Consider the following 12,643-nt stretch of genomic DNA (forward strand, 5'->3'; position numbering starts at 1 on the left):
GCTGCCCGCATGCACGTGACTCAAGCCAGATCAAACTCAGCCCGGTTGCTGGCCCACCAGCGCGGTGACGCGGATGGTTTTGCTTTCCGGGATCTCGGCATGCGACAGCACTTTCAGCTGCGGCAAGGCGCGGCGCAGGAAGCGCGACAGCAAGGCCCGCAGCGGCCCCGGCACCAGCAGCACCGGCGTCAACCCCAGCGCCTCCTGCTGCGCCGCCGCCTGCTGCGCCTGCTGGGCGATGGTGTCGGCCAGGCCGGGCTCGATGCCGGCGCCGTCCGGGCCGCTGGCCGCCAGCGCCTGCATCAACAGCCGCTCCAGACGGTTATCCAGCGTCATCACCGACAGCTCGCCGGAGCCAGGGAATAGCTGCTGCACAATGGCGCGCCCCAGCGCGATCCGCACCAGCGCGGTCAGATCGTTCGGCTCGGTGGTGTGCGCCGCATGCTCGGCCATGGTTTCGATGATGGTGCGCATATCGCGGATGTGCACACCCTCCGACAGCAGGTTCTGCAACACCTTCTGCAAGGTCGCCAGCGAGATCGTCTTCGGCACCAGATCCTCCAACAGCTTCGGCGCTTCCTTGCCCAGATGATCGAGCAACTGCTGCACCTCGCCGCGCCCCAGCAACTCCGCCGCGTGGCTGGTGATCAGGTGATTCAGATGGGTCGCCACCACCGTGCCGGCATCGACCACCGTATAGCCCATGCCTTGCGCCTGATCGCGCAGGCTGGCGTCGATCCACACCGCCGGCAGACCAAACGCCGGATCGGTGGTGACCATGCCCTGCAGCGTGCCGGTCGCCATGCCCGGATTGATGGCCAGGAACTGGCCGTTGTAGGCCTCGCCGGCACCCACTTCCACGCCCTTCAGCGTGATGCGATACGCCGACGGCTTCAGCTCCAGGTTGTCGCGGATGTGCACCGGCGGCGCCAGGAAACCGACCTCCTGCGCGAACTTCTTGCGGATCCCCTTGATGCGCTTCAGCAGCTCGCCGCCCTGCGCCTTGTCCACCAGCGGAATCAAACGGTAGCCCACTTCCAGCCCCAGCGTATCGACCGGCATCACATCCTTCCAGGTCGCCTCTTCCTGCTCGGCGGCAGCGGCGGCGGCCGGCGCGGCGGCCTCGGCGGCGGCCACCTCGGCGGTGCGCTTCTCTTCCTTGCGCTTGCCCATCATGTAGGCCGAACCGGCCAGCGTCGCGCCCAGCATCAGGAATACCAGATTCGGCATGCCCGGAATCAGGCCCATGCCGCCGATGATGCCGGCCGTGATGTACAGCACCTGCGGCTTGGAGAACAACTGCGCCACCACCTGGGTGCCGATGTCCTGGTCGCTGGCCACGCGCGACACCACGATACCGGCGGCGATCGAAATAATCAGCGAAGGAATCTGCGCCACCAGGCCGTCACCGATGGCCAGCAGCGTGTAATTTTTGGTGGCGTCGGCAAACGGCATGTCGTGCTGGATCACGCCGACCAGCAGGCCGCCCACCACGTTAATCACCGTCACCAGAATACCGGCGACGGCGTCACCGCGCACGTACTTGGAGGCACCGTCCATGGCGCCGTAGAATTCGGCTTCCATCGACACTTCGCTACGGCGTTTCTTGGCTTCCGCCTCGCCGATCAGGCCGGCGTTGAGGTCGGCGTCAATCGCCATCTGCTTACCCGGCATCGCATCCAGGGCGAAACGCGCGCCCACCTCGGCGATACGGCCCGCACCCTTGGTCACCACCACAAAGTTGATGATGGTCAGGATGATGAACACCACGATACCAACCGTGTAGTTACCGCCGATCAGGAAGTGACCGAACGCTTCAATCACCTTGCCGGCCGCGTCGGCGCCGGTATGGCCCTCGGTCAGCACCACCCGGGTCGAAGCCACGTTCAGCGACAAGCGCAGCATGGTCGACACCAGCAGAATGGTCGGGAACGACATGAAGTCCAGTGGCTTCACCGTGTACAGCGAAGTCAGCAGCACGATCACCGACAGCGCGATATTAAAGCTGAAGAACATGTCCAGCACAAACGCCGGCAGCGGCAAGATCATCATCGCCAACAGCATGATGATCAGAATCGGCGCCGCCAGGCTGGCCTTGTTTTGCGCCGTGGCCAGGCCTTGCAGCCATGGCGGCAGTTTCACGTTGCTGAGGGCGTTCATGCGGATGCTCCGTTATTCAAATCTTTAGGCTTGCCATGTTTGGGCACAAAGGCCGGATCTTGCGGGTCCATCTCCGGCGGCACGTCGAGTTTCTTCGGTTTGTCCGGATGCTTGCCACGTCCCTTGTTGAACATGCGCAGCTGGAACACATACGCCAGCACCTCGGCCACCGCCGCGTACAGGCGTTCCGGAATTTCGTCGCCGATCTCGGCATGGTTGTGCAGCGCCCGCGCCAGTGCCGGCGCTTCCAGAATCGGCACTTTGTGTTCCTTGGCCAGTTCGCGGATCTTGGCCGCCACTTCGTCGACACCCTTGGCCACCACCTTCGGCGCGCCGCGCTGGCCGTCGGCGTACTTCAGCGCCACCGCATAGTGGGTCGGGTTGGTCACCACCACGTCGGCGGTCGGCACGTCGGCCATCATGCGGCGCTTGGCCATTTCGCGCTGCAACTGGCGGATCTTGCCCTTGATCTGAGGATTACCGTCGGATTCCTTCGATTCCTGGATCAGTTCCTGGCGCGTCATCTTCAGCTTGTTCGCGTAATGCCACATCTGATACGGCCCGTCGATGGCGGCGATCAGACCGAGCGCGCCAACGATGAACATGAAGGAGCTGGCCAGCATATTGAGGGTGTGGCCGATGCCCAGCTTGAGCGGTTCCAGCGACAGGCCGATCACCGCGTCCTTGTACTTGAGCACCACCAGCCAGGCCACAAAGCCGACCACGATGGTTTTCATGATGGCCTTGACCAGTTCGACCAAGGCATTGGTCGAGATCATATTGCTGATACCGCTGATGGGATTGAGCTTGCCGAAGTTCGGCGTGAACGCCTTGGCGCTGAACAGCCAGCCGCCGATCAGCATCGGCGAGGCCAGCGCCACCACCATCACCGCCAGGCCCAGCGGCAAGCAGGTGATCAGCACCTGCACCACGTCGACCGCGATGCGGTGGAACAGCACGTCGGCGTCGAAAATCTGCTCCTGATCCAGCTTGAGGCCGGAGATCAGCACGGTTTGCAGCTGACGGATCAGACTGTCGCCAGACACCCACAGGCCGGCACCCGCCGCCATCAGCACGGTAAACGTCGCCACTTCCCGCGATCGGGGAACGTCGCCTTCCTCACGCGCCTGCTCGAGGCGCTTCGCTGACGCGGGTTCTGTTTTTTCGGCGTCGCTCTCGTCTGCCATGTGGTCTGCCTGCTGCTTTTGGGTTATTCGACCCTGCCATTATCGGTGGCGGCAGTGCGCGGGCATCGGTGGAATACGGCCGGTTTTCACCGCCATATCCACGATTCCCTAGGGAAACTCAGGCTGGTTTGACGGTCTGTTCGATGGCGCCAAACACCGATTTGCCGTCGTCCAGCATCTCGATGCGGATGGTGTCGCCAAACGCCATGAAGGGCGTGACCGCTTCGCCGCCGGCGATCATCTCCAGGCAGCGCTGCTCGGCGATGCAGGAATAACCCTTCTTGCTGTCCTTGTTGGACACGGTGCCGGAGCCGATGATGGAACCGGCCCGCACATTGCGCGTCTTGGCCAGGTGGGCGATCAGTTGCGGGAAGTTGAACACCATGTCGACGCCGGCCTGCGGCTTGCCGACCAGCTTGCCGTTCCAGGTCGACAGCAGCGGCAGATGCACCTTGCCGCCCTTCCAGGCATCGCCCAGCTCGTCCGGCGTGACCGCCACCGGCGAAAAACTGGTGGCCGGCTTGGATTGCACAAAACCGAAACCCTTGGCCAGCTCTTCCGGAATCAAGTTGCGCAGCGACACATCGTTGGCCAGCATCAGCAGGCGGATGCGCTGGTGCGCCTCGTCGGCGGTGACGCCCATCGGCACATCGTCGGTGATCACGCACACTTCCGCTTCGAAATCGATGCCCCACTGTTCGCGCGCCAGCACGATGTCATCCATCGGGCCGAGGAAATCATCGCTACCGCCCTGGTACATCAGCGGTTCTTCCCAGAACGAGGCCGGCAACTCGGCGCCGCGCGCCTTGCGCACCAGTTCGACGTGATTGACGTACGCCGAACCATCGGCCCACTGGAACGCGCGCGGCAGCGGCGCCATGCAGTTTTTCGGCTCGAAATCGAAGCTGCGGCGACCGCCGCCCCGGTTCAGATCCTGATAGATGGCGTCCAGTTGCGGCGCGATGAAGCTCCAATCGTCGAGCGCGCGCTGCAGCGTGCGGGCCACGCCGTCGGCCAGTTGCGCGCTTTTCAGGTCGCGCGAGACCACCATCAATTGGCCATCGCGGCTGCCATCGTTCAGGGTAGCGAGTTTCATGCGGGTGTCAGCAAATCCAGTTGTTCAGCGGTGAGATAGCACCATTCGCCTTCGTTGAGGTCGAGCGCAGCCAGCTCCAGCTTGCCGATGGCCGAGCGGTGCAAGGCCGCGCAATGATTGCCGGCGGCGGCCAGCATGCGCTTGACCTGATGGTACTTACCCTGCTCCAGCACGATTTCCAGCTGGTACTCGCCGCGCTTGACGCAGGTTTGCGCCGCCAGCGGCGCCGGTTCGTCGTGCAGTTGCACGCCAGCCAGCATCTGCGCGATCAGCTCGTCAGTAACAGGCTCGGCCGTAGTGGCCTGGTAAATCTTTGGTACGTGGCGCTTCGGCGACGATTGTGCGTGGATAAAAGCGCCATCGTCCGACATCAGCAGCATGCCTGTGGTGTCGTGGTCGAGCCGGCCGACCGGCTGCACATCGCGCCAGGTCAGTTCTTCCGCCAGCAGGGTCAGCACGCCCGGATGGTGGCTGGGCTTGCGCGAACATTCGAAGTTGGCCGGTTTATGCAAGGCGATGTAGACGTGTTCGCGATACACCACGTCTTCGTCGAACAGGTGGAATACCAGACCATCGGTCTCGATGGTCTCTTTGTAATTGTCGTGCACCACGCCATTGATGGTGACTTCGCCGTCATCGATCAGGGTGCGGCAGAATTTGCGCGTGCCATAGCCCTGCGATTGCAGGATGCGGTCTAAGGATAATTTACTCATAGGCGCGATTTTACAGGATGCGTGCCGGCTTGATGCATATCAAACCATGCCGCAATTCTATTGATAGACTGAAACCGCATTAGGAATTCGCCTACTGCACGTCGGAATACCCAGCAGGAAAAACCATGACCCCATCCGTCAACCCAGTGGCGCAAGCCCAGGCCGCCGCCCACCGCACCGCGCTGCTGCTGGAGCGCTGCCGTCACACGCCGTTCCCGCCCGCCAGTCTCCAGGCACAATGGCATGCCGCCCAGCAAGCCGCGTTTCTGGCCTGGCTGGAGGCCGGCGGCTTCGCTCAGCCCACAAACGAAAACAGCGGCATCACGCCGCTGTTTCCAGCCCCACAAGGGACTTGAACGAGGAATCGAAATTCACTCAACTCCGCATCGCAATGCGGCCGAGTAGCTCTATCTGAGTCTGTGCTGCAACAACCGGAAAGTGTTTATATCGCCCCCCTTGGAAAGAACTACAAAGCCACTATAGTTCACCACTCCGGATATGCAAGCTAAAACAAGACCGTATTGATAACATTAATCACTGCGCCAGTCGTCCTATCACTATGACTAAAACTCATGCGGATTAACGCAGGCTGGGTTTCACCGTGTCCACCGCCGATTTCATCGCGCCGGCACCCATGGCGGCGCCGAATTTCTTCAGCACCCGCTCAGGCAAGCCCTCGTGCTGGGTGTAGTCGACGATGTCTTCGGCCTTGACCACGTCGCGCGCCACGCTGTCGACGGTGCCGTAGGCATCGGCCAGGCCCATGTCGATGGCGTGCGCGCCGGTCCAGAACAGGCCGGAGAACATGTCCGGCGTTTCCTTCAGGCGTTTGCCGCGACCGTCGCGCACCACCTGGATGAATTGTTCATGAATTTCATTCAGCATCGCCTGGGCGTGCTGCTTGTGCTTTTCGGTCAGCGGGCTGAACGGGTCCATAAAGCCCTTGTTCTCGCCGGCGGTCAGCAAGCGGCGTTCGACGCCCAGCTTTTCCATGATGCCGGTAAAGCCGAAACCATCCATCAGCACGCCGATCGAGCCGATGATGCTGGCCTTGTTGACGTAGATGCGGTCGGCGCCGGCGGCAATGTAATAGCAACCCGAGGCGCAAATTTCATCCACCACCACGTACAGCGGCTTGCCCGGATAGCCCTTGCGCAGGCGCACCATCTCATCGACGATCATGCCGGCCTGCACCGGACTGCCGCCCGGACTATTGATGTGCAACACCACCGCCACCGAACCGCTGTCGGAAAACGCCTTGTTCAGCGCCGGGATCACCACCGCCGCCGAACCGCTGCCCTCGGAGTCGATCGCGCCTTCGACCTCGATCAGCGCGGTGTGGCGGCCCAGCGTTTCGCCGTCCGAGCCGGTCCAGCTGAAATCGAAATAGGCGCTGAGCGCGAACACGATCACCAGCAGCGTGACGGCCTTGAAGAAAATGCCCCAGCGGCGCGACGCCTTTTGCTCTTTCAGCGTCGCGAAGACCAGTTTTTCCAGCACTTCACGCTCCCAGTTGGAAGCCTGGACCGGCTGTTTGGGCGCAGGCGCGGGGGTGTTGCCGGGTTCGATGTTGTCGCTCATTGGTTTTTCTTGGGGTTAAATCAGGCACGCGCCGGACGCACATAGTCATCCGGCAGCCAGTAAATCTGCTGGTCGCGCTCGACCACCGCGATCGGCCGCAGCCGGCCGCCGCGGCATGGACCACCGGCACACTGGCCGGTTTCCGGCACGTACACCGCGCCGTGGGTCGAACACATCAGGTATAGCTTGCTGGACTCGAAGAACTCGCCTTCGGCCCAGTCCAGCTCGATCGGCACGTGGGCGCAGCGGTTCAGGTAGGCGTACGGCTTGCCGCCGTACCGCACCACGAAGCCGGTGCCATCGGCGCCGCCGGCGGTCAGCCGGAAACGCACGCCCTTGCCGCCATTGTCGATGGCGTCCGACGCGCAGATCAGGATTTCATCCATTTAGGCGTGCTCGCTCAACCATTGGTGCAGTTCAGCCACGGTTTTGGCCGAGTACAGAGGCTTGCACGCGGTCAACTGGTCGACCGGGTGAGCGCCGTATTCGACCGCCACGGCGGCCGCCCCGGCATTGCTGGCCATCAGCAAATCGTGGGTGGTATCGCCGATCATCACGGTACGGCGCATATCCTGGCCCAACTCCCGCGTCAGCTCTTGCAACATGGCCGGATGCGGCTTGGAAAAAGTTTCGTCCGCACAACGCGTGGCGTCGAACAACGACAAGACTTTGACGTCGTTCATGGCGCGGTTCAGGCCGACCCGGCTCTTGCCGGTGGCCACCGCCAGGAAATAGCCATTCTGCGACAGCTCCTGCAGCATGTCGTACACGCCGGGGAACAGGCTGATCTCGTGGTCTTTCGACAAAAAATGGTAGCGATAGCGCTCCACCATGCGCGGATAATAGGCCGGGTCAATGTCCGGCAACACCGCCTGCATGGCTTCATGCAGGCCGAGGCCGATGACATGGGCGGCGGCATCGTCGCGCGGAATCGGCAAGCCGAGGTCGCGCGCCGCCGCCTGGATGCACTTGACGATCGTTAAGGTCGAATCCATCAAGGTACCGTCCCAATCGAAGACGATCAGATCAAATTGCTTACGTGGCATGTGTTTGCGATTAGTTAAGAGGTTTTCCCAAGCTTACCAAGAATCGCTCACATTCGGCGGCCAATGGCGCGTTGAGCGTCATGTTTTTACCGGATTCGGGATGGGTAAACGTAATTTGATGCGCGTGCAAGAACATGCGCTTCAGCGCGCCGCGCGTGTCGGTGGCTTTCTGCAATGCCTTATTGAGCGCGAAATCGCCGTATTTGTCGTCACCTACGATGGGGAAGCCGGACGATGACAGATGAACGCGGATCTGGTGGGTGCGCCCGGTCTTCAGTTCGGCTTCCAGCAAGGCATAGCCGTCGAATTTCTTCAGCAGGCTAAAGATGGTGTGCGACGGCTGGCCCCCCTCGTCCGACACCGTGACCCGGCGTTCGCCGTCGGCGGTGGTGTATTTATGCAATGCCAACTTGATATGCTGGCGCGCGTTTTTCCAGTCGCCGGCCACCATGGTCAGGTAACGCTTGTCGGTCAGGCCATCGCGCATCTGCTCGTGCAGGCTGGTCAGTGCCGAACGTTTCTTCGCCAACAACAGCAGGCCGGAGGTTTCCCGGTCCAGGCGGTGCACCAGTTCCAGGAACTTGGCGTCCGGCCGCGACGCCCGCAGCTGTTCGATGACGCCAAACGACACCCCGGAACCGCCATGCACGGCCACGCCGGCCGGCTTGTCGATCACCAACAGGTGGCTGTCCTCGAAAATAATCGCAAATTCGGCGGCCGGCACGTGATTGTCCGGTTTTTCCGCCAGGCGGATCGGTGGAATCCGCACTACGTCGCCCTCGACCAGGCGGTACAACTGGTCGATGCGGCCTTTGTTTACACGTACTTCACCCGAGCGCAGGATACGATAGACGTGGCTTTTCGGCACTCCTTTGCAAACGCGCAACAGGTAGTTATCGATCCGTTGACCGGCTTCTTCTTCAGTGATGGTGACGAATTGGGCTTGCAGCGGGGCGGACGTTGAAGCGGGAACAACATCTTTTTGCATCTTCATTTGCTCTGTCTTCCCAGAAATCTCTCTAAGTCCTTCATTTTGAATATATAATCGTTTCGCTGCGGTTCTCACTGCGGCAAGTGTAAGAATAAAAGCACATTTTACACAGGGGCGTCTCCACTGGCCTCGCCAAATTGCAAATTCAGAGGAAAAAATGTATGCGCACCACCCCTGCCTGAATCAGGGTTGCACCGTAGTTGTAATCGGATGGCGACAGGGGTGCTGAAGAAGAATGATTGGATAGTAAGGATAAAGTCCGGTCAGCCAGATCATAAGTTCGGCTGGCCGGTTGATGAGTAGTTGATAACGCTTGCCGTTTTCGCCAGACCCTATGCTTTACTGCAAGCTCGACGGAAGGCTGGCATCAGCCTGTATACCGAAGTTGCAACACTTGTAGTATTGAAGCCTGGTCGCGATCTGGCCATTAAGACGCTGCTCTCCGTCTGTTCTTTTCTGCCGTCCGTTGGGGCCGCATGGAGAACTACAGATGAAGCGAGCAATCGGCATGTCGATCAACCTCATGCGCCCAGTTGCGGCCGCTTTGCGCTGCCGCACAGGATGGGCATACCCACCGCAATCATTCCAATTCTCGCGCATATCCCTGTAGCTCGTCGCCCCGGACTAAGAAACCGGGCGGCATAGAGATGGCCCAAGGGTCGCGGAGTTTATAAAAATGAAACGCATGTTGTTTAATGCTACGCAGCAAGAAGAGCTGCGCGTAGCCATTGTCGACGGTCAGAAACTGATCGATATCGACATCGAAACCGCCGGACGCGAACAGCGCAAGTCCAACATCTACAAAGGCGTGATCACCCGCATCGAACCGTCGCTGGAAGCCTGCTTCGTCAGCTACGGCGAAGATCGCCACGGTTTCCTGCCATTCAAGGAAGTCGCCCGTACTTACTTCCGTGAAGGCGTGGATGTACGCAACGCCTCGGTCAAGGAAGCGCTGCGCGAAGGCCAGGAAATCATGGTCCAGGTCGAAAAGGAAGAGCGCGGCAACAAAGGCGCCGCCCTGACCTCCTTCGTCTCGCTGGCCGGCCGTTACCTGGTGCTGATGCCGAACAACCCGCGTGGCGGTGGTGTGTCGCGCCGTGTTGAAGGGGAAGAGCGCCAGGAATTGCGCGAAACCATGGACAAGCTGGACCTGCCGCCAGGCATGTCGGTGATTGCCCGCACCGCCGGCATCGGCCGCAGCGTCGAAGAACTGCAGTGGGACTTGAACTACCTGATGCAACTGTGGCGCGCGATCGAAGGCGCCGGCAAGTCGGCCTCGGGCGCGTTCCTGATCTACCAGGAATCGTCGCTGGTGATCCGCGCGATTCGCGACTACTTCCAGCCGGATATCGGCGAGATCCTGATCGATACCGACGAGATCTACGAGCAGGCGCACCAGTTCATGAGCCACGTGATGCCGGACATGGTGCATCGCGTAAAACGCTATAGCGACGACGTGCCGCTGTTCTCGCGTTTCCAGATCGAACACCAGATCGAAACCGCCTACAGCCGCACCGTGCCGCTGCCATCCGGCGGCGCCATCGTGATTGACCACACCGAAGCCCTGGTATCGGTGGACGTCAACTCGGCCCGCGCCACCCGCGGTTCCGACATCGAAACCACCGCTTTCCACACCAACTGCGAAGCCGCCGAAGAAGTCGCCCGCCAGTTGCGCCTGCGTGACTTGGGCGGCCTGATCGTGATCGACTTCATCGACATGGAAGTGGCCAAGAACCAGCGCGAAGTGGAACAGCGTCTGAAAGACGCGCTGCACCACGACCGTGCCCGCGTTCAGATGGGCAAGATCTCCCGCTTCGGCCTGATGGAACTGTCGCGCCAGCGTCTGCGTCCGTCGCTGTCGGAAGGTTCGCACGTGACCTGCCCGCGCTGCTCCGGCACCGGCCACATCCGCGATACCGAATCGTCGGCGCTGCAAGTCCTGCGCATCATCCAGGAAGAAGCGATGAAGGAAAATTCGGCCACCATCCACGTGCAAGTGCCAGTGGACGTCGCCGCTTTCCTGCTGAACGAGAAGCGTGGCGAAGTGCTGAAGATCGAGACCCGTCACCGCATCACCATCATCCTGGTGCCGAACAAGCACCTGGAAACCCCGCACTACAAGCTGGAGCGCATCAAGCACGACGATCCGCGCCTGGAAGACAGCGCCGCCAGCTACTCGCTGGCCGAGCAAGCCGAAACCGACATGGCCTACAGCAAGCGCCAGAAGGAAGAAGCCAAGCCGCGTCAGGAAGCCATGGTCAAGACCATCACCCCTGAGCAGCCGGCACCGCTGGTCGACCGCAAGCCGACCGAAACCGTCATCAAGCCAGCGCCGGCCCCTGTGCCAGCGCCCGCACCGCAAGGTTTCTTCGCCAAGTTGATCGGCTTCTTCACCGGCGCCCCGGCCGCACCGGCACTGCCGCAGCAGCCGACCATCGTGGTCAAAGCACCCGCCGGTGGCGACCGCAATGCCGACCGCAACGCGCGTGGCCAACGCGGCCGCAACCGTAACGCCAAAGGCGGCCGCGGTGAGCGCGAGGAGAAGGAAGCCGGCGCCGCCCGTCCAGGTCAGGAAGAAGCCAAGGCAGCCGACGCCAACGGCCGTCCGCCACGTCAGCCGCGTCCACCGCGTGAGCCACGCGAGCCGCGTGACGCCCAAGCCGCTGAAGGCCAAGGCCGTGAGCGCGCCGAACGCGGTGAGCGTGCTGAGCGCGCCGAGCGTCCGGAACGTGGCGAGCGTCCAGCACGTCAGCCACGCGAGCCGCGCGCCGACAAGGCACCAGTGGAAGCCAAAGTGGAAGAGCTGGCACTGAACGCTGCCGCGCCGACCACCGGTCCGGTGACGGACGCCGCCGTCAGCATTCTGAAATCGGCGCCTAACGCCGGTCCGGAAGGTGACGACAACGACGCAGTGGACGGCGAAGAGCCGCGCCGCCGCCGCCGTCGTGGTGGCCGCAACCGCAATCGCCGCGAACGCGAAGGTGTCGAAGGCCAGGACGCAGCAGCCGCTGAAGCTGGCGAACAAGCTGAACTGAGCTTCGCTTCGTCCGCCGACGCTGGCGACAGCGCCGATGCCGCAGTTGCCACCACCGCTGTAGTAGCCGCAGCCCCAGCCGACGAAGCGCCAGCAGTCGCGGCACCAGCCGTGGCCGAGCCGGCCGTTGCTGAGCCAGTCGCAACCGCCCCTGCAGCCGCCGCTCCTGTGGCTGCCGCTGAGCCAGTTGTCGCTGAGCCAGTTATCGCTGCGCCTGTCGCTGCCGAAGCGGTCGCCGCCGAGCCAGTCGTCGTCGCACCGGCCGCCGAACCAGCTGTAGCCGTGGCCGCCCCTGCCGCAGTCGAAGCTGCTGCCGTGGAAGCCGCGCCAGCCCCGGTCGAAGCTGTCGCGCCGGTTGGTGCCGAAGTCGCCGCACCAGTGGAAGCGCCAGCCGCTGCCGCCCCAGTGGAAGCCGCTCCGGTTGCCGAAGCTGCCGCGCCAGTGGTCGCTGTCGAACCAGTGGTCGCCGCTCCAGTAGCCGCCGAGCCAGTCGCACCGGTTGCCGCCCCCGTGGTGGAAGCCGCACCGGCCGCCGTTGCTGCGCCAGCCCCTGTGGCTGCCGCTCCAGCCCCGGCGCCAGTGGCAGCCGCTCCATCGGCCCAGATCGACCTGCAAGCCGTGCTCGGTTCCGCCGGCCTGACCCTGGCCGCGACCGACCCAGCCAAGCTGCGCGCCGCCCAGGAAGCAGCCGCCCAGGTCGTGGCACCGGTACGCGTTCCGCGTGAACGCAAGCCGCTGCCGCCGGTCAACGAGGAACCGCTGGTCCAGGTCGACACCCGCCGCTAATCACGGCAGGCAGTCACAAAAAAAGGGAAGCCGCCGGCTTCCCTTTTTT

General features: G+C 62.4%; 10 protein-coding genes. 2 read left to right on the forward strand and 8 right to left on the reverse strand.

Features of this window, described 5'->3' with window-relative positions; genetic code table 11:
• Positions 1 to 36 precede the first annotated feature (36 nt).
• From flhA to GJ699_RS19195, 4 genes are all read right to left on the reverse strand, one after another.
• Entirely contained in the window at positions 37 to 2,160 is a 2,124-nt protein-coding gene (gene flhA, locus GJ699_RS19180) for a flagellar biosynthesis protein FlhA (RefSeq protein WP_154379215.1), read from the reverse strand.
• Positions 2,157 to 3,347, reverse strand: coding sequence for a flagellar biosynthesis protein FlhB (gene flhB / locus GJ699_RS19185; RefSeq protein WP_154379217.1), 1,191 nt, complete (start codon positions 3,345 to 3,347; stop codon positions 2,157 to 2,159). Before flhB ends, flhA begins: the two co-directional genes overlap by 4 nt.
• A 118-nt stretch (positions 3,348 to 3,465) precedes the next feature.
• The gene (locus GJ699_RS19190; protein ID WP_154379219.1) at positions 3,466 to 4,443 is read right to left on the reverse strand and encodes a fumarylacetoacetate hydrolase family protein; all 978 of its coding nucleotides are present in this window, start codon (positions 4,441 to 4,443) and stop codon (positions 3,466 to 3,468) included.
• On the reverse strand, positions 4,440 to 5,156 hold the full coding sequence (locus GJ699_RS19195) for a pseudouridine synthase (protein WP_154379221.1): 717 nt from the start codon (positions 5,154 to 5,156) through the stop codon (positions 4,440 to 4,442). The genes GJ699_RS19190 and GJ699_RS19195 overlap by 4 nt, the downstream gene beginning before the upstream one ends.
• 125 nt (positions 5,157 to 5,281) lie before the next feature.
• On the opposite strand from GJ699_RS19195, the gene GJ699_RS19200 reads away from it, so the two are divergent.
• Positions 5,282 to 5,512, forward strand: coding sequence for a hypothetical protein (locus GJ699_RS19200; RefSeq protein ID WP_229262182.1), 231 nt, complete (start codon positions 5,282 to 5,284; stop codon positions 5,510 to 5,512).
• Positions 5,513 to 5,735: 223 nt separating this feature from the next.
• On the opposite strand, the gene GJ699_RS19205 is transcribed toward GJ699_RS19200, so the two are convergent.
• From GJ699_RS19205 to GJ699_RS19220, 4 genes are read right to left on the reverse strand one after another with little or no spacing between them, the layout of a single operon-like run.
• Positions 5,736 to 6,737: a S49 family peptidase gene (locus tag GJ699_RS19205; RefSeq protein WP_154379223.1), complete on the reverse strand. Its 1,002-nt coding sequence runs from the start codon at positions 6,735 to 6,737 to the stop codon at positions 5,736 to 5,738.
• Between the two features lie 20 nt (positions 6,738 to 6,757).
• The gene (locus GJ699_RS19210; RefSeq protein WP_154379225.1) at positions 6,758 to 7,123 is read right to left on the reverse strand and encodes a Rieske (2Fe-2S) protein; all 366 of its coding nucleotides are present in this window, start codon (positions 7,121 to 7,123) and stop codon (positions 6,758 to 6,760) included.
• Entirely contained in the window at positions 7,124 to 7,783 is a 660-nt protein-coding gene (locus GJ699_RS19215) for an HAD-IIIA family hydrolase (protein ID WP_154379227.1), read from the reverse strand.
• A gap of 10 nt (positions 7,784 to 7,793) precedes the next feature.
• Entirely contained in the window at positions 7,794 to 8,777 is a 984-nt protein-coding gene (locus GJ699_RS19220; RefSeq protein WP_154379229.1) for an RluA family pseudouridine synthase, read from the reverse strand.
• A 673-nt stretch (positions 8,778 to 9,450) separates the two neighbouring features.
• Between GJ699_RS19220 and GJ699_RS19225 the strand changes: the two genes are divergently transcribed.
• Positions 9,451 to 12,594, forward strand: a complete 3,144-nt coding sequence (locus GJ699_RS19225; protein ID WP_154379231.1) for an Rne/Rng family ribonuclease — start codon at positions 9,451 to 9,453, stop codon at positions 12,592 to 12,594.
• The last annotated feature ends 49 nt before the right edge of the window (positions 12,595 to 12,643 follow it).

This window comes from Duganella guangzhouensis (genome assembly GCF_009674535.1).
GTDB classification, from domain to species: Bacteria; Pseudomonadota; Gammaproteobacteria; order Burkholderiales; family Burkholderiaceae_D; genus Rugamonas; species Rugamonas guangzhouensis.